This window comes from Jiangella ureilytica (assembly GCF_004348545.1).
Lineage (GTDB): Bacteria > Actinomycetota > Actinomycetes > Jiangellales > Jiangellaceae > Jiangella > Jiangella ureilytica.
In genome coordinates this window covers 119,028-142,542 of the sequence record NZ_SMKL01000003.1, presented here as the reverse complement: position 1 = coordinate 142,542, position 23,515 = coordinate 119,028, and the positions used below count along the sequence as shown (strand labels likewise).

General features: G+C 73.1%; 27 protein-coding genes. 12 read left to right on the top strand and 15 right to left on the bottom strand.

Annotated elements, in window-relative coordinates:
• Window positions 1–47: 47 nt before the first annotated feature.
• Window positions 48–1,151 (top strand): PP2C family protein-serine/threonine phosphatase, encoded by a 1,104-nt coding sequence (locus tag E1212_RS02485; RefSeq protein WP_131978590.1) that lies wholly within the window; start codon window positions 48–50, stop codon window positions 1,149–1,151.
• A gap of 27 nt (window positions 1,152–1,178) precedes the next feature.
• Here the strand turns inward: E1212_RS02485 and E1212_RS02480 are convergent, their stop codons facing one another.
• The 3 genes from E1212_RS02480 to E1212_RS02470 all read right to left on the bottom strand — a co-directional run bounded on the left by E1212_RS02480 (window position 1,179) and on the right by E1212_RS02470 (window position 4,184).
• Window positions 1,179–1,829, bottom strand: a complete 651-nt coding sequence (locus tag E1212_RS02480) for a Rid family hydrolase (protein ID WP_131978587.1) — start codon at window positions 1,827–1,829, stop codon at window positions 1,179–1,181.
• 29 nt (window positions 1,830–1,858) lie between these two features.
• The gene (locus E1212_RS02475) at window positions 1,859–3,481 is read right to left on the bottom strand and encodes a flavin monoamine oxidase family protein (RefSeq protein WP_203416241.1); all 1,623 of its coding nucleotides are present in this window, start codon (window positions 3,479–3,481) and stop codon (window positions 1,859–1,861) included.
• A 100-nt stretch (window positions 3,482–3,581) separates the two neighbouring features.
• Window positions 3,582–4,184 carry a TetR/AcrR family transcriptional regulator gene (locus E1212_RS02470; RefSeq protein ID WP_131978584.1) on the bottom strand — a complete coding sequence of 201 codons (603 nt, stop codon included), beginning with the start codon at window positions 4,182–4,184 and terminating at the stop codon, window positions 3,582–3,584.
• Window positions 4,185–4,284: 100 nt separating this feature from the next.
• Here E1212_RS02470 and E1212_RS02465 point away from each other — a divergent pair, with 100 nt between their 5' ends.
• The 8 genes from E1212_RS02465 (at window position 4,285) to E1212_RS02430 (ending at window position 10,416) form a co-directional block, all read left to right on the top strand.
• The gene (locus tag E1212_RS02465) at window positions 4,285–4,680 is read left to right on the top strand and encodes a cupin domain-containing protein (RefSeq protein ID WP_131978581.1); all 396 of its coding nucleotides are present in this window, start codon (window positions 4,285–4,287) and stop codon (window positions 4,678–4,680) included.
• A 79-nt stretch (window positions 4,681–4,759) separates the two neighbouring features.
• Window positions 4,760–5,146, top strand: coding sequence for a hypothetical protein (locus tag E1212_RS02460; RefSeq protein ID WP_131978578.1), 387 nt, complete (start codon window positions 4,760–4,762; stop codon window positions 5,144–5,146).
• Between the two features lie 22 nt (window positions 5,147–5,168).
• Window positions 5,169–5,774 (top strand): TetR/AcrR family transcriptional regulator, encoded by a 606-nt coding sequence (locus tag E1212_RS02455; RefSeq protein WP_131978575.1) that lies wholly within the window; start codon window positions 5,169–5,171, stop codon window positions 5,772–5,774.
• Window positions 5,775–5,813: 39 nt separating this feature from the next.
• Window positions 5,814–7,004, top strand: coding sequence for an MFS transporter (locus E1212_RS02450; protein ID WP_131978572.1), 1,191 nt, complete (start codon window positions 5,814–5,816; stop codon window positions 7,002–7,004).
• Window positions 7,001–8,062, top strand: a complete 1,062-nt coding sequence (locus tag E1212_RS02445) for a saccharopine dehydrogenase NADP-binding domain-containing protein (RefSeq protein WP_162605263.1) — start codon at window positions 7,001–7,003, stop codon at window positions 8,060–8,062. Before E1212_RS02450 ends, E1212_RS02445 begins: the two co-directional genes overlap by 4 nt.
• 115 nt (window positions 8,063–8,177) lie before the next feature.
• Window positions 8,178–8,534, top strand: coding sequence for a YciI family protein (locus tag E1212_RS02440; RefSeq protein ID WP_131978566.1), 357 nt, complete (start codon window positions 8,178–8,180; stop codon window positions 8,532–8,534).
• A 4-nt stretch (window positions 8,535–8,538) separates the two neighbouring features.
• Window positions 8,539–9,822, top strand: a complete 1,284-nt coding sequence (locus E1212_RS02435) for an RNA polymerase sigma factor (protein ID WP_131978563.1) — start codon at window positions 8,539–8,541, stop codon at window positions 9,820–9,822.
• A gap of 15 nt (window positions 9,823–9,837) precedes the next feature.
• Window positions 9,838–10,416, top strand: coding sequence for a sugar O-acetyltransferase (locus tag E1212_RS02430; protein WP_203416239.1), 579 nt, complete (start codon window positions 9,838–9,840; stop codon window positions 10,414–10,416).
• An 11-nt stretch (window positions 10,417–10,427) separates the two neighbouring features.
• Here E1212_RS02430 and E1212_RS02425 read toward each other — a convergent pair whose 3' ends face one another.
• From E1212_RS02425 to E1212_RS02415, 3 genes are read right to left on the bottom strand one after another with little or no spacing between them, the layout of a single operon-like run.
• On the bottom strand, window positions 10,428–11,117 hold the full coding sequence (locus tag E1212_RS02425; protein ID WP_131978560.1) for a hypothetical protein: 690 nt from the start codon (window positions 11,115–11,117) through the stop codon (window positions 10,428–10,430).
• Window positions 11,118–11,168: 51 nt separating this feature from the next.
• Entirely contained in the window at window positions 11,169–11,915 is a 747-nt protein-coding gene (locus E1212_RS02420) for a hypothetical protein (RefSeq protein ID WP_131978557.1), read from the bottom strand.
• Window positions 11,908–12,453, bottom strand: coding sequence for an RNA polymerase sigma factor (locus tag E1212_RS02415; protein WP_203416237.1), 546 nt, complete (start codon window positions 12,451–12,453; stop codon window positions 11,908–11,910). Before E1212_RS02415 ends, E1212_RS02420 begins: the two co-directional genes overlap by 8 nt.
• A 129-nt stretch (window positions 12,454–12,582) precedes the next feature.
• Between E1212_RS02415 and E1212_RS02410 the strand changes: the two genes are divergently transcribed.
• Window positions 12,583–13,425, top strand: a complete 843-nt coding sequence (locus E1212_RS02410) for a phosphoribosylaminoimidazolesuccinocarboxamide synthase (RefSeq protein WP_131978551.1) — start codon at window positions 12,583–12,585, stop codon at window positions 13,423–13,425.
• On the opposite strand, the gene E1212_RS02405 is transcribed toward E1212_RS02410, so the two are convergent.
• From E1212_RS02405 to E1212_RS02390, 4 genes are all read right to left on the bottom strand, one after another.
• A complete protein-coding gene (locus tag E1212_RS02405) occupies window positions 13,403–14,290 on the bottom strand; it encodes a hypothetical protein (protein WP_131978548.1) in 888 nt (295 codons plus the stop codon). The two genes, E1212_RS02410 and E1212_RS02405, sit on opposite strands and share 23 nt — an antisense overlap.
• A gap of 27 nt (window positions 14,291–14,317) precedes the next feature.
• Window positions 14,318–15,016, bottom strand: coding sequence for a DNA alkylation repair protein (locus E1212_RS02400; RefSeq protein WP_131978545.1), 699 nt, complete (start codon window positions 15,014–15,016; stop codon window positions 14,318–14,320).
• 504 nt (window positions 15,017–15,520) lie between these two features.
• Window positions 15,521–16,051, bottom strand: coding sequence for a glyoxalase superfamily protein (locus tag E1212_RS02395; protein ID WP_203416235.1), 531 nt, complete (start codon window positions 16,049–16,051; stop codon window positions 15,521–15,523).
• 165 nt (window positions 16,052–16,216) lie between these two features.
• Window positions 16,217–16,627: a RidA family protein gene (locus E1212_RS02390; RefSeq protein ID WP_131978543.1), complete on the bottom strand. Its 411-nt coding sequence runs from the start codon at window positions 16,625–16,627 to the stop codon at window positions 16,217–16,219.
• A 70-nt stretch (window positions 16,628–16,697) separates the two neighbouring features.
• Here E1212_RS02390 and E1212_RS02385 point away from each other — a divergent pair, with 70 nt between their 5' ends.
• Window positions 16,698–17,033 carry a YnfA family protein gene (locus E1212_RS02385; protein ID WP_131978540.1) on the top strand — a complete coding sequence of 112 codons (336 nt, stop codon included), beginning with the start codon at window positions 16,698–16,700 and terminating at the stop codon, window positions 17,031–17,033.
• Here the strand turns inward: E1212_RS02385 and E1212_RS02380 are convergent.
• Complete coding sequence (locus tag E1212_RS02380) at window positions 17,008–17,550, bottom strand: GNAT family N-acetyltransferase (protein ID WP_203416233.1); 543 nt, start codon at window positions 17,548–17,550, stop codon at window positions 17,008–17,010. The two genes, E1212_RS02385 and E1212_RS02380, sit on opposite strands and share 26 nt — an antisense overlap.
• Before the next feature lie 47 nt (window positions 17,551–17,597).
• Complete coding sequence (locus E1212_RS02375; RefSeq protein ID WP_131978534.1) at window positions 17,598–18,389, bottom strand: ArsR/SmtB family transcription factor; 792 nt, start codon at window positions 18,387–18,389, stop codon at window positions 17,598–17,600.
• A gap of 507 nt (window positions 18,390–18,896) precedes the next feature.
• On the opposite strand from E1212_RS02375, the gene E1212_RS02370 reads away from it, so the two are divergent.
• Window positions 18,897–19,088, top strand: coding sequence for a hypothetical protein (locus E1212_RS02370; RefSeq protein WP_203416231.1), 192 nt, complete (start codon window positions 18,897–18,899; stop codon window positions 19,086–19,088).
• 18 nt (window positions 19,089–19,106) lie between these two features.
• On the opposite strand, the gene E1212_RS02365 is transcribed toward E1212_RS02370, so the two are convergent.
• Genes E1212_RS02365 through E1212_RS02355 form a run of 3 tightly spaced genes read right to left on the bottom strand, consistent with a single transcriptional unit; the run spans window position 19,107 to window position 23,502 of the window.
• Complete coding sequence (locus E1212_RS02365; protein WP_131978528.1) at window positions 19,107–20,378, bottom strand: sulfatase family protein; 1,272 nt, start codon at window positions 20,376–20,378, stop codon at window positions 19,107–19,109.
• Complete coding sequence (locus tag E1212_RS02360; RefSeq protein WP_131978525.1) at window positions 20,375–21,673, bottom strand: sulfatase family protein; 1,299 nt, start codon at window positions 21,671–21,673, stop codon at window positions 20,375–20,377. Before E1212_RS02360 ends, E1212_RS02365 begins: the two co-directional genes overlap by 4 nt.
• Window positions 21,670–23,502 carry a fumarylacetoacetate hydrolase family protein gene (locus E1212_RS02355; protein ID WP_131978522.1) on the bottom strand — a complete coding sequence of 611 codons (1,833 nt, stop codon included), beginning with the start codon at window positions 23,500–23,502 and terminating at the stop codon, window positions 21,670–21,672. The genes E1212_RS02360 and E1212_RS02355 overlap by 4 nt, the downstream gene beginning before the upstream one ends.
• Window positions 23,503–23,515 lie beyond the last annotated feature (13 nt).

Sequence of the window (23,515 nt, the reverse complement as noted above, 5' to 3'; positions counted from 1 at the left end):
TCTGTGTGATCTTCCTCCTCGATTGTCTTTGCCGCTAGGGTCCTCGTGTGACGACCCGACAGGCTGGCCCGCTCGGGCTTGTCGGAGTCTTCTTCGGCGGGCGCCCGGCCAGCGCATTGACCCGGCGGCTGATCCGCGAACCCGTCGTCCTGGCCGTGCTGCTGGCGACGACGCTGCTGCTCGGTCTGTCCATGGTGCTGTGGGAGTCCATCGTGCCGGCCATCGCGCTGGTGCTGCCGCTGCTGTTCGGCGGGCTGTTCGTCCCGCCGCAGGCACTGGCCTGGCTGGTCGGCACCGTCGCCTTCTGCCTCATCGCCGGCGGGATCGTCATCGGAGGCGGGCGCACCTTCGTCGCCGTCACCGTCGTCGTCGGCATCACCGCCGTGGTGTCGCTCGGGCTGGCGCGCTCGCGGGCCCGGCTCGGCCTGCAGGGCACCATGGGCGAGTCGATGCTCGTCGACCTGCGCGACCGGCTGGCCGCCCAGGGCCGAATGCCCCAGCTGCCGCGCGGCTGGAAGATCGACCTCAAGCACCACGCCGCCGAGCGGTCCAGCTTCTCCGGCGACTTCGCGGTCGCCTCCCGCTCCACCGACGGGCAGTTCCTCGAGTTGGCGCTGGTCGACGTGTCCGGCAAGGGCCACAACGCGGGCACGCGGGCGCTGCTGCTGTCGGGCGCGTTCGGCGGGCTGCTCGGCTCGCTGCCGCCCTCGCAGTTCCTGCCCGCCGCCAATGCCTACCTGCTGCGGCAGCGCTGGCCCGAGGGGTTCGCCACCGCCGTCCACCTCGTCGTCGACCTGCTGACCGGCGAGTACTGGGTCCGCTCCGCCGGGCACCCGCCCGCCATCCACTTCCATGCCGGCTCCGGGCGCTGGGTCACCCTCGACACCGAGGGCGGCCTGCTCGGCGTCTACGAGCAGAAGCACTACGAGCCCGTCACCGGGCGCATGCGGCCCGGTGACGCGCTCATGCTCTACACCGACGGGCTGGTCGAGGCGCCGCGGCGTGACCTCACCGACGGCATCGACAAGCTGCAGGGCGAGGCCGAGCGCCTGGTGGCCCGCGGCTTCGACGGCGGCGCCGAGAAGCTCATCGACGCCGTCGCCTCCTCCGACGCGGACGACCGCGCCCTGCTGCTGTTGTGGCGGACGTAGCCCGGGCGTGCGCTCGACGGCGGTGGCTCAGCGGCCACGCCCGTAGGCGGCGACCACCTCGATCTCGACCAGCCAGCCGGTGACGGGCAGCGTGTCGACCTCGAGGTTGGTGCGCGACGGCCGGGCGGCGTTGGCGAACGAGACCGGGGCGTACGCCGGGATCACCTCGCCGGTCACCCGGTTCACGTTCGCCACCCACTTGCGGTAGGCGCGGTTCCAGCCGTTGTAGTCGGCGCGGGCGGCGCCGGGCGGGGCCTCGAGGTAGATCCGCATGCTGATGACGTCGGCCAGCGTGAGGCCCTGCGACTCCAGGTTCTCCTTGATCCGGGCCATCGCGTTCATGCCCTGCGCCTCGGTGACGGTGACGCCTGCGGGCAGCACGCCGCCGGGGAACTGCGCGGGGTCGATGTAACGCTCCGGCGTGCCGGCCGGCGCGGCGCTGTTGAGCGCGCCGGGCCCGATGCCGCTGGAGAAGTACAGGGGCACCTGGTTGCCGACGGCGACGCCGTTGGCGATGAACGGGTCCGGCGCCTGCTCCGGCGCGGCGATGTTGAACCGCACCTCGGCCGGACGGGGAGCGCCGAGGCCGGTCACGGCGACGACGCTGCCGGTGATCGCGAGCGTGGTGAGGCTGGAGACGGCGGCGACGGCGATCAGCCGGCGGCTGGGCTTGCGCATGAGGGGTCCTTCCGGGTGTGGGGACGGTGTCAGGCCGCGGCCGTGGCGGCGACGCGCTCGTGCAGGGCGGTGACGGCCAGCCGGGCCGACTCGAACGCGCCGGCCTGCCAGGCGATGAGGTAGCTGAGGTGGTCGCCGGCGAAGTAGGTGTTGCCGTCGGGCCGCAGCAGGTGGTCGTAGGCCGCGCCCCGTCCGCCCGGCCAGCTCACCCAGCCGCCGAGGCTGTACGGCTCCTTCGGCCAGGCGATCGAGATGGAGGTCTCGAGCTCGTCGCGGTACTTCGCGCCGTGGATCTTCACGCCCTGCGCGACGGCGCGGGCCTCGCGGTCGGCGACGGCGAGGTTCGTGTAGGAGCCGGAGTAGTAGCCGACGACGACGCCCTTGCGGCCGAGGAACCCCGACGACGGGTACCAGATCCCGGAGATGTCCATGTTCGTCGCCGTGATGCCGCCGAAGATCTTGTCGTCCTCCTCCCACCAGCGCCGGCCGTACTGCAGGCCGATCTTGCCGGTGTTCGCCGCCGTCGGGACCGCCAGCGCGTCCTTCGTGGTCTGGCTGAAGTTGGTGGGGATGTTCTTGAGCACCATGGGCGGGATGGTGGCGATGCAGTAGTCCGCGTCGATGGTGCGTACGCGGCCGTTCAGGCGGTAGCTGATCCGGACGCCGTCGGCCGTGTTCTCGATGCGGGTGACCGGCGCGTCGTACGTGATGCGGCGCCTGCCGCCGATCGCCTGCGCCAGGGCGGCGGAGATGCGGTCCATGCCGCCCACCGGCTGCCACATCATCATCGCCTGGTCCCAGCCGAACTCGAACGAGAACCGGCTGCCGAATTGGCTCTGCAGGATCGCCGTCATCGACGGCGGGGTGCCGACGACGCCGGCGTCGTGCCCGGCGCCGGGGGCGTCGACGTAGCCGCGCCGGCCGTTGCCGACGTACTTGCCGCCGGACAGCCCGCCGAAGTTCTGGGCGAAGGCCACCACCCGGTCGGCGTCGGCCGGGCTGAGGACGTCGTCGAGCGCGCCCTGGTCGGCGGCCTGAGCGAGCAGCTCGGAGATGTAGCCGTAGACGTCGGCCTTGGCCTGGCGGTGCGTGACGGCGGTGCTCGCCAGCTCGCCGTAGTCGGTGGTGCCGGTGTTCTCGTGGAAGTACAGGCTCTCGGCGTTGGCGTTGACCAGCGCCTCGATGGCGACGCCGAGCTCGCGGCAGTAGTCCAGCGTGACGTGGTGGTTGGGGATGCGGGCGGGGCCGGCGTTGAAGTAGAGGCCCTCGTCGAACCGGCAGACCTGGGTCACGCCGTCGGTGTCGGTGAGACGGTCGCCACGCCGGATCGTCTTCGCCCGGCCGCCGGGACGGTCGCGGGCCTCGAGGACGGTGCAGTCGTAGCCGGCCTTGCCGAGCTCGTAGGCCGCCGTGAGGCCGGCGGTGCCGGCGCCCAGGATCACGACCTTCGTGCCGCGGGCTCGGGCGGCGTCGGGGAGGTCCGCGGCCCGAGGCGGGGCGAAGCCCTGGGCCGGGGCGGCGTCGGCAGGGCTCGCGAACAGGCCGAGCGCCTCCATGGTGCCGTAGAGCGCCGAGGCGCCGCCGACGGCGCCGACGCGGGTGAGGAAGCTGCGCCTGGTGTGGGCGTGGGGGGTACCGGCGGTGGTGGTCACGACTGGCCTCCTAGTCGGTCCGCCCGGCCGGGGGAGCCGGGCGCAGAGGCAGTCTCGACAGCGGTGGTTATGTCCTGGTTTCCGCCGGGTTATGACGTGATCACCGAGTGGTCATCGCATCCCAAGCCGTCATCGTGAGGTCGACGGTGCGCAGGAGTGCGGCCCGCGGGGCGCCCTCGAGCGCGCGGACGGCCAGCCCCTGGACCTGGGCGTCGTAGTGCTGCGCCAGGGTGTCGTGGTCGTCGGACGGCAGCGGCTCGCCGGCCGCCGCGGCCGCGCGGAAGCGGCTGCGCAGCGCCGTGAGGCGATCGCGCCGGGAGCGGTCGAGGTACTCGACGACGGCGGTGTCGGAGGGCGGGCAGCTCAGCGTCGCGCGCGTCAGCAAACAGCCCCGCGGGCCGCCGCGGCGGGTGAACAGGGCGACGTTCTCGCGCAGCAGAGCCGCGACCCCGGCGCGCGCGGTGGGTGCGGCCGCCAAGGCGACCCCGGGCCGGCCGCCCTCGCGCGCCTGGTAGAGGTCGGCCGCTTCGCAGAACAGCGCCGACTTGGAGCCGAAGGCGGCGTACAGGCTGGGCGAGGCGATGCCGAGGTGCTCGGTGAGGTCGCTGATGGAGGTGTCCTGATAGCCGCGGGTCCAGAACAGCCGCATGGCGCCGTCGAGCGCGGCGTCGCGGTCGAACGAGCGGGGCCGTCCCCGAGCCATGGGCGGAGCTCCTTTCTGTGCCGATCGCTACATTAACCCCTTGACGGAGGTGGCGGCCAGTGCTCAATATGTACCGACCACTACAGAAAAGGAGCACGACATGTCCGGCGTGACGAAGGTGACCAGCAGCGACGGCCTCGAGTGGTACCGCCGCCTCGACCAGGACCTGCTGCTGGCCGACGCCATCGACCAGCGGCACGACGCCGCCATGACCGTCGGGTTCGTGCGCTACGGCGCGGGCGAGTCGAATCCGTGGACGGTCTCCTACGACGAGGCGCTGATCGTCACCAAGGGCCGCTACAGCGTCGAGAGCGGCGGTGTCGTCACCACGGCTTCGGTCGGCGAGGTCATCTACCTGCGCGCCGGCACCGACCTCGTCTATCGCGCCGAGGAGGAGAGCGAGGTCGTCTACGTGTCCTACCCGCACTGGATGGCAGCCACCGAGCAGTCCCCGTACAAGGACCGGCTGGCCGAGTTCCAGCCCGTGGCGGACTGACGGAACTTGCTGTGAACGGTTGTTCACGCTATCGTCGTGAACAACCGTTCACGTTTATCGTCGCTCTCGGGAGGATCCGATGTCGGAGCCGTTCATCTTCGTCTCCAGCCACCGCGTCAAGGAGGGCCGGCTCGAGGAGCTGCGGGCGCTCTGCGCCGAGTACTCCGACTTCGTCGAGGCGAACGAGCCCCGCGCCATGGGGTTCCGGCTCTCCCTCGACGACGACGGGTCGCGGCTGAGCCACGTCATCGTCCAGCCCGACGCGGCCGCGATGGACGAGCACATGAAGCTCGCCCAGCAGCGCATCGGCGCCGCCCTCGAGCTCGTCGACACCACCGCCGTCGAGGTGTACGGCGAGCCGGGCCCGGTGCTGGCCGAGGCGCTGCGGCACAATGCCGAGATGGGCGTCCCGGTGACCATCGCGTCCGAGCGGCTCGGCGGGTTCGTTCGCCCGGCCGCCGCCTGACGGTCCGGCCCGGGAGCCGCACGTGCCCGTCCGGCGCACCGCTGAGGCTCGGCAGGAGCTGCGCACGTCGCTGCTCGATCACGCCCGCCGGCTGATCGAGCGCGACGGCGCGGCCGCGCTGACCATGCGGGCGCTGGCCGCCGAGGCCGGGTGCGCCGTCGGGCTGCCGTACAAGGTGTTCACCGGGCGCGAGGAGATCGTGGCCGAGCTGGTCGGGGCGGAGTTCCGGCGGCTGCGCCGCGAGTTCGACGCGTGGGTGGCCTCGGCGGGCACCGGCACGGTCGGCGGCAACCTCGCCCGCTACGCCCGCATCTTCGTCACGGCCGAGACGCCGGTGTTCCGGCTGGTCGGCGAGGGCGGCGACGCCGCGCTCGACCCCGCCGTGGGCGCCGCCGCCGAGTCGTCCGGTCTGCTCGAGTCGTTCGGCCGCACCGTCGCCGACTACCTGGCCGCCGAGAAGCGCCTCGGCCGGGTCGCCGACGGCGTCGACGAGCGCGCGTTCGGCTTCCTCGTCACGGGTGCGATCCACAACCTCGCCACGGTCGGCGACGGCTATCCGCGGCCGGACCTCGCCGGCGTCGAGCGGCACCTGCACGCCGTCGCCGAGCGCATCGTCGTCGTGTCCTAGCGCGGCAGGACATCGCCCACCTTCTCGGAACGGGATCGCATGCACGCGTATCGCCGGCTGCTCGGCCTGCCCGGTGTCGCACGTCTGGTCGTGGCCGCCGCCATCGGACGGCTCGCCATCGCGATGCTGGCGTTGGCCCTGCTCCTCACCGTGCTCGACCACGAGGCATCGGCCGGCCCGGCCGGCCTGGCGCTCGGTGCGCACGCCCTGGGCGTCGCCGCCGGCGGCCCGGTCATGGGCCGCGTCGCCGACATCATCGGCGGCCGGCGGCTGTTGCTGGCAGGCACCGTCGTGCATGCCGCGGCGCACACGTGGCTGCTGGCCTCGCTGGTCCACCGAGCGCCGGTGATCGTGCTCGTCGCCGCCGCGGCGGTCGTCGGGTTGACGACGCCGCCCGCGGGGCCGGTGACCAGGGCCCTCTGGCCCAGACTCGTCCCAGGCGAGCACCTGCCCACCGCGTACGCCTTCGACTCGGCGATGAACTCGGCCATGTTCGTGGCCGGGCCGCTGCTCGCCGGGATCCTGGCGGCGGGCATCTCGCCGCTGGCCGCCGTGGTGGTGGCGGCGGCGGGGAAGATCGCCGGCGACCTGCTGCTGGCCACCAGCCCGCTCGTCGGGACGGCGGAGCCGGAGGCCACCGCTCGGACGGGCTCCCGGCTCGGGCCGCTCGCGATCGGCCGGGTACGAGTGCTCCTGGGCGTCGTCGCGCTCGACACGTTCGTGTACGGCGCCCTGGAGATCGGTGCGGCGGCTGCGGCGGCGGACGCGGCTTGGACCGCGACACTGATCGCGCTGCTGGCGGCCGGCGAGATCGCCGGCGGTCTCGGGTACGGCGCCCGCGGCTGGCGCGGCGGGCGGCTTCTGCACCTGGCTGCGCTGCATGCCGTGTCCGCCGGGCTGGTGCTGGCCGGGCTGGCCGGGTGGCTGGCCGGCGGCGTGGTGGTCCTGGCGGCGGTCTTCCTGCTGCTCGGGGTGGCGAGCGGCGCCCGCGACACGGTCACCCAGCTCGTGCTCGGCGAGACCGCACCGCCGGACCGGCGCACCGAGACCTTCGGCTGGCTGAACACGTTCATGTGGACCGGCTACGGGCTGGGGACCGCGGCGGCCGGCCGGCTGGCCGAGCTGGGCGGGACAGCCTCCGTCTACCTGGTCGCCGCCGCAGCCGCCGGGCTCGGCGTGGTGGTCATCGCACTGACGGCCGTCAGGACGTCGGCGGGGAGCAGGCGGTGACGGGCCGACGACGCGACCGTGGCGCCGTCGTGATCCTCGGCGGCTACGGCGCCGTCGCGCGTGAGGTGGCCGACCTGCTGGCCGCGCGCATCCCCGGCCGGGTGGTCGTCGCAGGCCGCGACGGCGACCGCGCCGCGGCACTCGCGAGCCGGTACGGCGGCGCCCTGGTGCCGCGGCGGGTCCGGGTCGACCATCCCGACGAGGTGATCCCGGCGATCGCCGCGGCCCGGGTGGTCGTCATGGCCGTCGAGACGGCGAACCCCGTGGTCGCGAGGATGTGCCTGACCCGCGGGATCCACTACGTCGACGTGAGCGCGTCCGCCGAGGTCCTGGCCTCGATCGAGCGGCTCGACCCGCTCGCGAGGCGGCACTGGGCTGGTGCCGTGCTGAGCGTCGGCCTCGCACCGGGCGTCACCAACCTGCTGGCCAGGTACTGCGTCGACCGGTTACCGGGCGCGACCGCCGTCGACATCACCGTGTCGCTGGGGCTCAACGGCGACCATGGTGCGGACTCGCTGCGCTGGACGGTCGACAACCTCGTCGCCGGGCGGAGCGAGGCCGGGCCGAGGGCGGGCAGCGGGGCGCGGCGGGTCCGGCTGGCCGGGACCGGACCGGTCACGGCGTATCCGTTCCCGTTCTCCGACCAGGTCACGCTGACCCGGACCCTCGGTGTCCCCACCACCACGCGGCTGCGGTTCGAGTCCGAGCTGATGACCCGCCTCGTGTTCGGCCTTCGGTCGGCCGGGTTCTTCGCCCGCTTCCAGGGTGCGCGCCGGCGTCGCGTGCTCGACGCCGTACTCTCCCGTACCCGGCTCGGCACAGACCGGTTCGCCGTCCAGGCCGAGGCCGCCGACCGCGACGGACGGCGGGTCAGCGCGGCCGCCACCGGGCGGGGCGAGTGCCGGGCCACGGCCGCCGTCGTCGCCGAGGTCGTCGGCGCGCTGCACGAGGGTCGGGTCGATCCCGGAGTGCACCACCTCGAGCAGCTCGGCTCGCCCGACCAGCTGCTCGCGGGTCTGCGCCGGTACGGGCTGATGCTGCACGGGATCCCCGGCTGAGAACGTCTCCCCCCTGCCGGACCCGGGTGTTGTATATGGGGGCAGGAACCGTTCGTCGTCATGGTGTGGGCGGCATCGGGCCGCCCGTGGCGACTCTCGAAGGGGGAGGAGCGAGATGCAGTATCTGCTCTTGATCTACAGCGAGCCGGCCGGTGGCGAGGCGCCGCCGCAGGACCAGCTCGACGCCGAGATGGCCGAGTGGTTCGCGTACGACGAAGCCATCCGCAAGTCCGGCGTCTACGTCGACGGCAACGCCCTCGAGCCGACACACACGGCCACCACACTGCGGCTGAAGGACGGCGAGCGCGTCGTCACCGACGGGCCGTTCGCCGAGACCCGCGAGGTGCTCGGCGGCTACTACCTGGTCGACGTCCCCGACCTCGACACCGCGCTCGACTGGGCCGCCAAGTGCCCCGGCGCGCGGTACGGGTCCATGGAGGTACGCCCCATCACGGTCTTCGACCAGGGCTGACACGGTGAGCGGGTGGGCGGCCGGCCCCGCCGAAGCGGTCTTCCGCGAGGAGTGGGGCCGGCTGCTCGCCACGCTCGTCCGCTGGGTCGGCGACTTCGACCTGGCCGAAGAGGTGGCCGCCGATGCCATCGCGGCCGCCGTTGAGCGCTGGCCGGTCGACGGCGTCCCCGACAAGCCGGGCGCGTGGCTGCTCACCACCGCGCGACGGCGCGCCGTCGACATCCTGCGCCGGCGGCAGAACTACGCGGCCAAGCTGGCCGTGCTCAAGGTCGAGGCCGAGCGCGACGAGGTCGCCCGGCTGAGTGAGCCGGCGTCGGCCGGCGTCGATGCGGGCGCCGACGTCATCGGCGACGACAGCCTGCGGCTGTTCTTCACCTGCTGCCACCCCGCGCTGAGCGCCGAGGCGCGGGTGGCGCTGACGCTGCGGTACCTGGCCGGACTGTCGACGGCGCAGGTCGCGCGGGCGTTCCTGGTGCCCGAGGGGACCATGGCGCAGCGGCTGGTCCGGGCCAAGCAGAAGATCGGCAAGGCCGGCATCCCGTACCGCGTTCCGTCGGCGACGGAGCTGCCGGGCAGGCTGCCTGCGGTGCTCAGCGTCGTCTACGTCGTCTTCACCGAGGCCTACGCCGCCAGCAACGGCGCCGCGCTGATCCGTCCCGAACTGGCCGACGAGGCGATCCGGCTGGCCCGCATCCTGCACCGGCTGCTCCCGGCCGAGGCCGAGGTCACCGGTCTGCTGGCGCTCCTGCTGCTGGTCGACGCCCGGCGCGAGGCCCGGGTCGACGCCGGCGGCGACCTCGTGCTGCTCGAGGACCAGGACCGGTCGCGCTGGGACCAGGGCCGCATCGTCGAAGGGCGGACGCTGGTGCTCGAGGCGCTGCGCCACCGCCCGCCCGGGCCGTACGCGCTGCAGGCCGCCATCGCGGCGGTCCACGACGAGGCGCCCACGGCCGACGCCACCGACTGGACGCAGATCGTCGGGCTGTACGACGTGCTGCGGGCCACGGCGCCCTCGCCGATCGTCGACCTCAACCGGGCGGTGGCGATCGCCATGGCGCACGGTCCCGCGGCCGGGCTCGGGCTGCTCGACGAGCTCGCGGCCGGCGGCGCGCTCGATCGCTTCCACCCGCTGCACGCCGCCCGCGGCCGGCTGCTCGACCGGCTCGGCCGCCCGGCCGACGCGATCCCGGCCTACCGGCGGGCGGTCGAGCTCTGCGGCAACGACGCGGAACGGGCGTTCCTGCTTCGCTGCCTGGGCGCGGCGCAGCGGCGGGTGGCGGAGGGCTGAGGAGAGAATCGGCCGATGACCGACGACCGCTTCATGCCGATCCACGATCCCGAGCTCCAAGCCAGGGGAGAGCGCGTACTCGGAGCCGAGTTCAGAGCGATGAGCGAGCGGGTGTTGCGGGCCACCGAGCTGACCTCGCGCCTCAACGTCCTCCCGTTCGACGACGAGGCGGGCAAGGCCGCGCTGTTCGAGCAGCTCCTGGGCCGTCCGCTGCCGGAGCGGGTGACGATCTACCCGCCCTTCTACACCGATCACGGCCTGCGCCTCGACCTGGCCGAGCGGGTCTTCATCAACCAGGGCTGCACGTTCCTCGACTACGCGGGCATTCGGCTGGGCGAGGGCGTGATGGTCGGCCCGAAGGCCACGTTCATCACCATGGGTCACCCCGTCGATCCCGACGGGCGCCGCCAGTACCTCAGCGGCGCGCCCATCGACGTGGCCGAGAACGTGTGGATCGGCGCCGGCGCGACGATCCTGCCCGGTGTCAGCATCGGCCGCGACGCCGTGATCGCGGCCGGAACCATCGTGGCCGACGACGTGCCGGCGGCGAGCCTGGTCGCCGGGCAGAAGGGCACGGTGCGCCGGCGCTGGTAGCGCCGCGCAGGTCAGGTCGTCGAGCCGGGGACGTCGACCAGCTGCCAGCGCCCGCCGTCGCGGCCGTCGCGCCGGCGCCGCAGCCAGCGGTCGCCGAGCACGCCGGCCGCACCGCCGGCGGCGAGCGCCGGCAGCGCCCACAGGGCCGCACCGGCGGCCCCGCCGTCGCCGGGCGGGGCCGCGGCGGGGGCCGCGGCGTCAGCGGACTCGGCCTCGGCGTCGGCGCTCTCCTCGACCGGCTGCAGGCCGGTCCGGCCGACGAGCCCCAGGTCGGCCAGCAGATCGTGCAGCACCCCGACGTCAGTGGGCCGGTGCCAGACACCCTGGTCCTCGAACTGGAGTTGGGCGCCCATCGACTGCACGGTGTTGATCCACTCCGGCCGGCCCTCGTCGTCGAACGTGATGCGGTCGACCCGCCAGGGCTGGATGTCGTGGACCATCCAGGTGACGACGACCTGGTCGCCGCCGATGCCCGGCTCGAAGCCGGGCCCCTCGGCCGGCACCGGCTCGACGACGAGCTGGCTCATCAGCGTCGTGTAGGCCGCGTTCGAGGCGTGCAGGGCCTCCGTCCGGCCGGTCGACGGCGACACCAGCAGCACGCTGGTGGGACCGCCCGCCGACGCGGGCGCGGAGGCGGACAGCAGGGTGCCGGCGGCGAAGGCGGCGGCTGCGAACAGGGCGGCCGGGCGGGCGAGACGCATGACGGCTCCAGGACGTGTGGACGGTCGGTGCCTGCTCTACACCGGCCGCGCTCAGCCGGTTCCCAACGCCGATTCGGCGATCTCGGCGGCGCGCGCACGATCGGCCCCCTCGAGCCGGAACGTGACACCGTCGTCGTCGAGCCACACCAGGGTCGGGCCGGCGACACGCGCGGTCTCGGTCCGCTCGCTCCCGTCGGGCGCCACGAGCACGAGGTCGTGCGGCGCGCCGAACCACCAGGCCTCGCGGCCGCCGACGGTGATCGGTGTCGCCGTCGTGCCGACGACCGCCGTCTTCACATAGACCGGCGAGACCGGATCGGCGAACTGGTCGAGGCGGACGGTGGAGTCCCCGTCGCCCCAGCTCAGCGACAGGACCCGGCGGTCGGCCGACACCTCGACGCCGTCGGGCGGGCCGAGGACGGGCGGGACCACGGGGGTGAGCCCGGCCAGCTCCGCGGCGGCGTCGAGCGAGATTCCCGCGGACGCCGCCGGGGGAGCGCCGGACGACGGCTCCGGCGGCCCGGGCCGCACCGCGACGGCGCCGATGCCGAGCCACTCCCCGACGGCGGCCCGCACCGGGGGCGTCAGACCGAGCGCGACGACCGCGGCGACGGTGGCGACGGCGAGCCGGCGGCGCAGGGACGGCCGCGCCGGTGCGCGCGTGGCCCCGGCCGGCTCGGCGTCCAGTCGCAGCAGGACCGCCGCCGCGACGGCTCCGGGTGCGGGGCCGCGGTCGTCGAGCGCGGTGCCGAGCGTCGCACCGAGAGCGCGCAGCTCGCGGTCGAGGGCGTCATCCATGGTCCACCTCCTGAACGGTGCCGGGCGCCGGCTCGAGCCCGGCGCGGAGGCGGCGCAACGCCCGGTACAGCCGCGACTTCACCGTGCCGCGCGGCCAGCCGAGCACCGTCGCCGTCTCCTCCTCGTCGAGGTCGAGCAGGTATCGGCAGACGACGACCCGCTGCTGCGGCTCGGGCAGCGCCCGCACGGCGGCGACCAGCTCGGCGCGCCGCTCCGCCGACAGCGCCGACGTCGCCGGGTCGTCGGCCACCGCCGTCAGGGCCGCCGCGTCGAGCACCGACGAGCGGCCGGCCGCCGCCCGGTACCGCCGGGCCGACCGGGTCGCGTTGCGCGCTTCGTTGAGCACGATGCGCAGCAGCCACGGCCGGAACGGCGCGCCGTCGCGGAACGAGCCGAGAGTCCGGTACGCCTTGACGAACGCGACCTGCACGACGTCGTCGGCATCGGGCCCGGCGCCCGCGAGGACGGCGAGCCGGCGCGCGTCGGCGGCGTAGCGGCGCACGACGACGGCGTACGCGTCACGGTCCCCGGCGCGCACGCGGGCGATGGCGGCCTGGTCGGCCTCGTCGGTGTCGGCTATGGCTGGTCCGTCCGTCGTCGTGGCACCCTTCCTACACCGCCCGGCGGCCTCGGGTTCCCGATTGGGGCGGTGTGCTAGAACGGCCGGGTGCAGCTACTCCACAAGGGCAAGGTCCGCGACGTCTACTCCGACCGGCCCGGCGAGCTGATCCTGGTCGCGTCGGACCGCGTGTCCGTCTACGACGTCGTCCTTCCGACGCCCGTCCCGGACAAGGGGAAGGTGCTCACAGCGCTGTCGCTGTGGTGGTTCGAGCAGCTCGCCGACGTCGTGCCGAACCACGTCATCTCCGCCGAGGACGTGCCGGACGAGTGGCGCGGCCGGGCCATCCGCTGCAAGCAGGTCGAGATCGTGCCCGTCGAGTGCGTCGCGCGCGGCTACCTCGCCGGGTCCGGCTGGACGTCGTACCAGCAGACCGGCACGGTGTCCGGGGTCTCCCTGCCGGAGGGGCTGCTGGAGGGGTCGCGGCTGCCGGAGCCGATCTTCACCCCGACGACGAAGACGCCGCCCGAGCTGGGCCACGACGAACCGATGACGTATGACGAGGTGGTGGCGCTGGCCGGAGCGCCGACGGCGTCGGCACTGCGTGGGACGACGCTGACGGTGTACCGGCGGGCGGCGGAGCTCATGGAGCAGCGCGGCGTGCTGCTCGTCGACACGAAGCTCGAGTTCGGGCTCGATGCCGACGGCGGCCTGGTGCTGGCCGACGAGGTGCTCACACCGGACTCGTCGCGGTTCTGGCAGGCGGCTCAGTGGGCGCCCGGCGGCCGGCAGGTCTCCTACGACAAACAGGTGGTGCGCGACTGGGCGCAGGATCTCGGCACCTGGGACAAGACCCCGCCCGGCCCGGCCATCCCCGACGACGTCGTCGAGCGGACCCGCACCGTGTACATCGAGATGTACGAGCGCATCACCGGGCATCCCTGGTCGTAGCCGCGGCGTCGGCCGCGGCGAGGATGGTCTCGGCGCGGAGGTTGAGCATCTCGTTGTCCGCGCCGCGGCCCCAGTCGGCGGCGGGCGGCTGGCGCGCGCTCGACCACGTCGGGCCCGTGAACCGGCCGTCGCGCCGCCGCGCCCGTCGCAGCACGTCCATCGCGTCGGCCGCGCGCGGATCGGCGAGCAGGCCGAGCTCGTGGAGCAGCCGCAAACCCTGGCCGATGTCGTAGTGCCAGTAGGGCGGGTAATGCAGCCGCAGCCACGACGGGTGGATGACGGCGCCGTCGTCGAGCCGGCGGAACAGGTGGTGCTCGAGGAGCAGTTCCGCCGCGCGGCGGGCGGCATCGCGCGCGTCGCCGTTCCCGGTGGCGGCGGCGAAGGCGGCCAGGCCGAGTGCCGGCGTCACCGTCTCGTGGAAGGACGAGCGGTGCGCGTCGGGGTGACGGTCGCAGTTCCAGCCGCCGTCGGGCCACTGCCAGGCGAGCAGACGCCCGGCCAGCAGGGCGACCCGCGAGTCGCCGGCCAGGCCCAGCCGCGAGCAGGCGTAGAGCGCGTTGCCCTCCTGCGAGGCGTGCACCCGGTACCGGCCGCGGAACCGCACGACGGCGGCGTCGTGGCCCGGGCCGGTGAGCCAGTCGAGGACGCTGTTGACGGCGCGCTCCAGCTCGCGGGGCGGCGGCGTCACGCCGAGGTCGGCCAGCTCGACCAGCCGCCAGTGGGCGCCGTGCCACTTCGCGTACGGGTGCACGCCGGACGGGAAGGCGAGCAGGGCGCGGACCCGCGGACTGGTCATCGCGTCGGCGCCGGTGTCCCCGGCCAGGCGGGCGACGGCGGGGTCGGTCCAGGTCCGGTTCAGGGGCATCGGTCGTCTCGTCGTCGTCCGGCGGCGCTAGCGCAGCGCCCGGTAGTGCTCGCGCTCCGCCGGGTCGAGGTGCTCGATCGCGTAGCGGAGCATGACGCGCGGCATCGCGGCGGCGTGCTGGTCGAGGAAGGCGCGCAGCCGGTCGGGCTCCTTGTCGCCGGCGGCCCGCAGCCAGCCGCCGACGCCCTTGTGGACCAGGTCCTCGGGGTCGTCGAGCAGCAGCTCCGCGATGCGGAAGGTCTCGTCGACCTCGCCGGACCGGATGAAGTACGCCGTCGCCGTGATGGCCGTCCGCCGCTCCCACCAGTGCGGCGACCGCGCCAGCTCGTACAGCACGTCGCGCGGCTTGTCCGCCAGGTACCCGCCCACGACATGGATCGCGCCGAGGTCGACGAGGTCCCAGTTGTCGATGCGGTCGTGCCGGCGCAGGTAGAGCTCGTACAGCTCCTGGCGGCGGCCGGGTGGGGTGAGCTTGCGGCGGGCCTGCTTGTCCATGACGCTCAGGGCGCCGGCGCGCACCTCGTGGACGTCGGAGTCGAGCAGCCGGTCCAGCTCCGCCGGCGGCAGGTCGATGAACTCCTTGGCCAGCTCGAACACCGTGCCCATACGCACGCCGATGAACCGGTCGGCGCCGGTCTTGAAGTAGCGCTCGAACTTGCGCCGCTCCTCGTCGGACTGATGCTCCCGCAGCCGGCGCTCGAACTCCTCCGCGTTGAGGTCCGCCATGCGCCCGAATCGTAGCGGCCCCGCCGCCGGGCAACCGGCTCGTCGGCCCGCTGAGTCGTCCGGGCACATTCCAGGGCTACCGCTTCGAGGCAGAGTTCGATCCATCGAGACCGGCGGTGCTGCCGGTGGCGCGCGACGAGGCCGGCCAGTGGTCGCGGTGGCATCGGAGCGCCGTGCCCCGGGCCGTCTCAGATGCGACGAGTGGCTGGCCGGCCCCGCGGGAAAGGAGGCGGCGATGGACAGTGAGCCGAGGCGGGTGCGCCGGGAGGACGCCCGGGCGAGTCGCTCGACGACGCCGGAGCGCATGGAGGCGGCGCGGCGCTCCCTCGATGCGGAGGCCGCGGCCTCCGATCTGTCCGAGATCCGCCGGGCCCAGCGCCGGACCGGCCGGCGGCCGGCCGAGCGGTCAGCGACCGGCGGGGGACCAGCGCTGCAGCGCCGCCTTCTCGCCGGGCTCGTGGGGCTCGGTGAACCGGAGGGTGTTGCCGAACGGGTCGGCGATGGTCATGACCAGGCCCCACGGCGCCTCCTCGGGCTCCGGAGCCCCACCGCCGGGCTCCAGACCTTCACCGTCTGGCGGCGCTCGTTCAGCTCGTCGTGCAGGGCGTGGACGCCGTCGAGCCAGATGTGCACCGTCGCGCCCGGGTAGGGGTCGTACTCGGCCTCGGTGAGCTGCAGCGACGTGCGGGCGCGCGAGACCTGGCCGTAGAACGGCGAGTCGCCGCCGCTGCTGGGCCCGCCGAAGTCCATGACGAAGCCGAGGAAGTCGACGTAGAACTCGCGTGCCTTCTCGACGGAGAAGATGCGCAGGACCGGGATGGTCGACGACCGGGCGCTCCAGACGCCCGCCGAGCCGTCGCCGTCGATCTCTGCGAGCTCGGTGGTCTTGGCGGACAGCACGTTCCAGTCGTCGAAGCCGAACTGCCGCGACACGATCTCGAGGCACTCGCTGTGCGTGAGCTCGACGCCGCGGCGTTCGGCCAGTTCGGTGCGCAGTGCTCTCGCCATGGTCTTGGCGTCGCGGAACGTGCGCATGTCGATCCTCCATGATCATGGTGAACGACGTGTCCGGTGCTTGCGTTGCCGGCCGTGTCCACCAGGAGATCAGGGGACCGAACGGGTCACCTCAGTGCGATTCACCGTCCCGTACGGGCGCAAGCGGCGGGCTGCACCGGCCTCTGCGGCCCACTCTAGCGCCGCTCAGGGCAGCACGGCGGTCGCCTCGATCTCGATGAGCTGGCCGGGGAACGCCAGCGCCGCGACGCCGACGAGGGTGGCGGCCGGCGGGCCGTCGGTGCGCACGAGGACGTCGCCGGCGCGGCCGATGCCGGCGCCGACTTGCTCGAGGCTGGTCTCGTCGTAGCCGACCACGAAGATGCCGAGCCGGACGACGTCGGCGAAGGTGGCGCCGGCCGCGGCCAGTGCCGTCGCCACGTTGCGGAGGGCCTGCTCGGTCTGGGCGGCGAGGTCGCCGGGACCGACCAGGCTGCCGCCGTCGTCGACCGGCACCTGACCTGCGACGACGACGTGGCGCGAGCCGGTGGCGACGACGACCTGGGAGTACGCCTGCGGCACGGGGAGACCGGCCGGATTGATCAGCTGGATGGGCATGGCGGCAGCGTACGGGTCACCACCGACAACACCGCCGCGAGCGGCCGGCGCGGGTCCTAGGGTGGCGGCCATGACCGTCGTCCGCTCGATCGCCCTGTTCGTGCTCGCCGCCGTCGCGGAGATCGGCGGCGCCTGGCTGGTCTGGCAGGGCGTACGCGAGCATCGCGGCCTGCTGTGGGCCGGCGCGGGCGTGGTCGCGCTCGGGCTGTACGGGTTCGTGGCGACGCTGCAGCCGGACCCCCACTTCGGCCGCATCCTCGCGGCCTACGGCGGCGTGTTCGTGGCCGGATCGCTGGCCTGGGCGATGATCGCCGACGGGTTCCGGCCGGACCGCTACGACGTCGTCGGCGCGCTGGTCTGCCTGATCGGCGTCGCGATCATCATGTACGCGCCCCGCCAGGCGTGAGCTCGTAGATCGTCTCGACACCGTCCTCGTCGTCCCACTGCTCGCCGACCTCGACGAACCCGTACTGCCGGACGAGGTTGCGCGAGGCCAGGTTGGTGGGGCTGACGGTGGCCCGGACGACCCGCACCCGCGGGTCGCGGGCGGCGCGGTCGAGCATCAGCTCCAGGGCGGCGCGCGCGTACCCGCGGCGGCGGTGAGCGGGGTCGATGGCGTAGCCCACCTCGACCCGCCCGTCGCCGTCGGGCGGGCCGTGGAAGCCGGCGCGCCCGACGACGAGCCGGCGGTCGTCGTCCCACACGATGCCGGTGATCCAGGCGGCGCTGGCGGGGTCGGTCGCGACCTGCTCGCTGCGCCGGCGCCACACGCTGCTCCAGTGCGAGCCCGCGCAGTAGGGCGTCAGCTCGACGGGCGACTCCTGGTTGGCGGCGACGATGTCGCCGTCGGCGAGCGCCGTCAGTGCGGCCTCGTTGAGCTGCACGATGGTGACGTGCTTCGGTTCGGTCATCACTTCGGTCATCGGGGCACATCGTGCTTGCCGCGGCGCCGGAACACAAGGCGGCCCGCTCAGGCGTCCGGAAGCGGCTCGCCGGTCTCGAGCAGCGTCTTCAGGCTGGCGATGAGCGCGGGCCAGCCCTCCGTGATCCCCTTCAGCACCTGACTGCCGGAGGGGAAGCCGTCGTGGACCACCGTCAGCTTGACCATGTCGCCCACCGGCTCGATGGTGAAGGTGACCTTGGACCGCTGCTCCTTCGCCCACTCCGCGACCTCTGCCGGGTCGAAGTCGTGCGCGGCGGCGAACTCCGGCGTGAACGTGTGCCAGGTGTAGGAGAGCCGCCGGTGGGGCTCCGCCTCGAGCACCCGCTGCTCGTCGTCGGCGATCGTCGCGCCGCCCTCGTGCCAGACCATCGGCGCGCCCGTCGTCCAGTCGGTGTCGAAGGTGGCGCCCCAGTAGCGGCTGGTGAACGCCGGGTCGGTCAGCGCCCGCCACAGTGTCTCGGGGGTCGTGCGGATGTAGGTGGTGTAGGTGAACTCGGTGTCGCTCACGGGAGCGGCCTCCAATGCCGTCTTGAGGTCGGCGAGCGCTTGCACGCGCCCGCGGTGGTAGCGGCTGATCCAGCGGTCGGCGATCGCGTTGATCGGCTCGGCGTTGAGGAAGTGGTGCTTCTCGCGGCCGCGTCTCTCGGTGGTCACGAGGCCGGCCTGTTCGAGGACGGCGAGGTGCTTGCTGACCGACTGACGGGCCATGTCCAAGCCCGCGCACAGCTGACGCAGGGTCTGGCCGTTGTCGCGGTTCAGGGTGTCCAGCAGTGCCCGCCGGCTGGGGTCGGCCAGTGCCCTGAACACGTCGTCGTCCATCGCGGTTCCTCATCGGCTCGTCGCCGGATAGGCAACCAATCGGCTGCCTTTGCGGTCATGGAAGAATAGGCAGCCGCTCAGCTGCATGTCAAGGGACCTTCGTGGCGGTAAGACACCGGATGCGGGGCCGGTGCGTCCTGCCTGCGTGGTCCGTCCCCATGCACGTCATGGGTCGGCCCGAGGGCCATATGTGAGCACGCCACGCATGAGCCGCCCACCGGCGGCGCTCCGCGACCTCATCGGCCTCCCGGATCGCCCGCCTGCGATGTCGCCCGCTCGGTCCCGGCCGTCGTCGGAATGCTCCTCCGATCGATGCCACTGATCGTCGAGTCGCCTGTCAACAGGGCAGGCCGGTCACCCTCGCCGTCGGCGGCGGGACCGTGCGAGCCGATGCCGTGCGCTTCAGCCCCGATCAGTGACGATGTCCGTGACAATGGACCTCGTGGCGCGATCCGGAGAGTCGGTGGGGACGTGAGTGGCCTCGGAAGGTGGAGTCTCGGTATCGGTGTGGGGCTCCTGGTCGTGTCCGCGCTGTGCGTGGCGCTGGAACTGGTTCCCATCGCGGTGATCGCGGGGATCCTCGGCCTGGTCGGGGTCGGCATCGCGGGTTATGACGCGGTCTACGAATGGCTGGGCCGTGTCGAGCGGCGTCGTGGCGCGGCGAAGGCCCGCCGGGAACGGGAGCACGAGGGTCGCTGAGCGGGCCGGGTGAGCGGACTACCGCACGCTCGCCCGGCCCGCCGCACGGGCTTCGGCGTTGAGACGCTGAGCGTCGATCTCCTTCTCGACATGCGCGGCCAGGCCGGTGAGGTGCTCGAGGACGTCGAGACGGCCGTGGCGCAGGTCGTAGGTCTCCGCGGGGTCGAGCTCGAGGTCGAACAGCTGCGGCAGCTCCTTGCCCTGGGCCCGGTTCGGGTCGCGGGGGAACCGGTCGAGGTGGAGCTTCCACCGACCGTATCGAACCGCGTTGAGCGTCCACCAATGGAAGAAGAACAACGGACGCGGCTGCGGCTGCGATCCGCCGGCGAGGACGGCGGACACGTCGACGCCGTCGATCGGCCGGTCCTGCGGCACCGCTGCGCCGGCCATGCCGGCGAGGGTCGGGAGCAGGTCGAACAGGCACACCGGCTCGTCCGACACCGCGCCGGCCGGAATCCGCCCCGGCCACCGCGCGACGAACGGCACCCGGATCCCGCCCTCGTAGGTGTGCAGCTTGGTACCACGCAGCCCGCCGGTGCTGCCCTCGAACCACGGCCCGTTGTCGCTGGTGATCATGACGATCGTGTCGTCGGACAGGCCGAGGTCGTCGAGCCGGTCGAGAAGGCGGCCGATGTGGTGGTCCAGGCTCTCGACGACGTCGCCGTACCTGCCGCCGGCCGACCGCCCACGGAACTCATCCTCCACGTGCAGCGGGATGTGCGGCATGGTGTGTGCGAGGTAGACGAAGAACGGCCGGCCGGCCTGCCGCTCGACGAAGTCGATGGCCTGATCGGTGTAGGCACGGGTCAACGCCGCCTGGTCGACGTCGGCAGTGGAGATCTTCTCCCCCTCGAACAGCTCGACCGGATGCATGTCGTTGCTGTAGAGCAGCCCGGCGTACTCGTCGAAACCGTGCCGGGTCGGATAGTGCTCCGGCCGGCACCCGAGGTGCCACTTGCCGAACATCGCCGTCCGGTAGCCCGCGTCGCGCAGCATTTCCGGCAGCGTGTACTCCCATGCCGGCAAACCGGTGCCGTCACGCGGGGTCAGGACCCGCGGCAGCCCGACCCGCTGCGGATACCGTCCAGTCAACAACGCCGCACGCGACGGGGTGCACACCGCCGAGGCCGCGTACATGTGCCGCAGAGTGATGCCGTCGGCGGCCACGGAGTCGATCCGCGGCGTGCGCAGGATCGTGTTGCCCATGCAGCTCAGGTCGCCGTAGCCGAGATCGTCCATCACCACCAGGACGATGTTCGGCCGGCTCAGCGTCGCCGGCTGGTCGCTCATCGTGTCCCCGGGTCCTCGTGATGCGCGCGGGTCGCGCCGGCGCCGGCCACGGGTCCGGCCAGCGCCGGGTCGTCCGTCTCGGTCATCCACTCCTCGAGCCGCGCCGCGAGGCCGGCCTTCACCTGGGTGTACGACCGGTCGTCGGCGAGATTGCGCAGCTCCCACGGGTCGTCGCCGAGGTCGTAGAGCTCCTCGGCGGGGCGCGGCCGCAGGTGCTCCGCACCCAGGCCGGCCCGCACCGGGCTGCGTTCGATGTCGCCTGACAGCCGCGGCGGCGTGCCCGGGTCGAGGTTGCGGATGTACGCGTACCGGTCCGTGCGGATGCCGCGGATCGGGTCGTACTCGTCGTGGAAGTTCTTCTCGGCGAAGATCTCGGTGCGCCGCGGGCCGGGCTCGCCCCGAAGGAGGGCGGCGAAGCTCTGCCCATGGACGAACGGCGGGACCTCGCCACCGGCCACCTCGAGCAGGGTGGGCAGCACGTCCACATGACTGAGCAGTCCGTCCGGAACCGCCGGCGCGACGTTCCACGATCGCGGTGGCCGGGCGAGGAACGCCACCCGGATGCCGGGGTCGTACAACGTGCCCTTCGCCCGCGGGTACGCGATCCCGTGGTCGGTGGTGAACAGGACCAGGGTGGAGTCGGCAAGGCCGGCCCGGTCGATGGCGTCGAGGACGCGGCCGGTGGCGGCGTCGGCCACGCGGATAGAGCCGAGGAAGCCGGCCAGGTCCTCCCGCGTGTGGTGATTGTCCGGCAGGTACGGCGGGACAATGACGGACGCCGGGTCCACCGGCGGGTACTCCTCGGCCGGATACGGGCGGTGCGTCTCGAAGAAGCCGACCGTCAGGAAGAACGGCTCCGCCGGGGCGGCATCGAGCCACTGCACCGCCGTCGCCGACACCGGGCCGCACCGCGCCCCGCCCGCGGGCCACGGATGCACCTCGTCGAAGCCCAGCCGGGACGGGTCGCGGCTCTCGTGCTGCTGACCGATGAGCGCGCTCCGGTAGCCGAGCTCGGACAGCAGCGACGGGGCGGTCCGCTCGCCCGGACGGTACTCCCATCCCTGGTTCACCAGGCCCATCAGCCCGTTCGTGTGCGGGTAGCGGCCGGTGAACAACGACCCCCGGGCCGGGCTGCAGAGCGGTGTCGTGCAGAACGCCCGGTCGAAGCGGAGACCCTCGGCGGCCAGCCGGTCGACGGCAGGGCTGGGCACGTCGCTGTGCCCGTACGCGCCGAGATGCGTGCCGACGTCGTGCCAGTGGATCAGGACGATGTTGGGCCGCCCGGTCGTGGTCATGCGAGTCCCGCCGATCCGTGCGGCACGAGGTCGGCGCGGATCTCGCCGAGGCCCTCGATCCCGCCTCGGACGACGACGCCGGCGTCGTACTCGTCGCGGGTGAGGACGAGCCGGGCCGCGGTCGACCCCAGGGTGATGACGTCGCCGGGAAACAGCGTGATCATGGCGGAGATGGTCCTGATCAGGTCGCCCGGTCCGGCGAGGTAGTCCGACGTCGATCCGCTCACCACCCGGTCACCGACCTCCAGGGACATGGCGCGGCCGCGCCAGTCGTGCTCGGGCAGCGGGACGAGCGCGTCACCGACGACGTTGAACCCGTCGGCCCACCGCCCGTACATGGCGGGGATGCCGCGTTCACCGGTCCGGGCCGGCTCGACGACCGCGTCGGCGAACGAGCGGTCGCACACCGAGACCATGGGTCCGTACCCGAGGACGAGGTCCCGGCCGTCTTCCACCTCGGCCGCCAGCGCACGGACCACGACGGCGAGCTCGATGCTCACGACGAGGTCCGTGGCGCGCGGCGGGACCTCTACCGCGGAACCGCCACCGCCCAACGAGCTCGCGGGACCGTTGAGGAATCGCGGCACCTCGAGCCGGGCGAGCCCGTCGGACTGCTCGGCGGTCTCATGGTTGCCGAACGACGTGTAGAAGTGCCGGGCCGCCCCGGCCGTCCAGGCCTGCGGCGACTCGAGCACCGACGCGCCGGAGGCCGCGACCTGGCGCACCGCATAGGACGGGTGTGACGCCATGGGCACGGCGGGGCGGTCCGGGCCGTCGGCCAGAACCACCGGGTTCACCAGCGTGCCGACGTCCTCGATCTCGACCTGGAGGAGCGTCCGCGGGTCGGCCGCGTCGCCGGGGGACACCGGCAGCCCGTCGACCCCCATCGTCGCGAAATGGATGACGTCGCCCGGATACAGGGAAGCGAAGGACGAGTACCACGAGATCACCCGCTCGATTCCGAGCAGCGTCGCTCCGCTGTGGGCCCGGTCCCGCGTGCGTCCGGACTGCCGCGTGTACATCAGCAGGTCGTACGGATCGCCGACCTCGTCCTTCGTCACGAGGTACGGGCCCATGGGGGCGAGCGTGTCGGCCTTCTTCCCGCCCCACGAGGCGGTCGCCTGGTAGAGCCAGTCGCTGTAGCGCTCCGGCAGCGAGTAGCCGCGTCCGGCGTTGCCGGGAACGATGTCGTAGTAATAGGTGCCGGACACGTCGTTCACCACGGTGTAGCCGGCGACATGTTCCATGGCCCGCTCCAACGGGATGTACCGGCCGGCCGTGCCGATCACCACGCCCAGCTCGACGTTGTAGGCCATGAGCGGCAGATGGTGGCCGTTGCGGAAGGTGACCGCCGCTCCCGGGCCGATCGCCGCACCCTGGGGGCGTTGGTGCCCGAGCGGGAACAGGTTGACGACGGGGATGGCCGGCTTGTTGCGTACGAACGACGGAGCGTTCGCGACCAGTCCCCAGTAGAGCCGCGGCCGGGGAACCGGCGCCAGGAGCTCGACGCCGTCGACCGCGTGCCCGGCGTTCGGCAGGAGCGTCGCGTCCGACTGTGCCACGAACCGCTCCACGTACGCCGTCAGCCGCGACAACGCCGCCATGCCGTCGTCCTCGAGTGCGAGGAACTCCACGAGCGTGGCCGGCCAGTCGTTCCCGAGGAACCGGGGACGACTGGCGACCAGGCCGGAGGACGGGATCGACGCGTACCGGACGAGGAAGGCCTCGGCCCGTGCGGGTTCGACCACCCACGTCTGACCGGTCGCCGGCTCGTCGATGACGAATCCCCACCGTTCGACGCCCTCGGCGAGAAAGCTGGCGAGCCTCACGTGTCGATCCCTT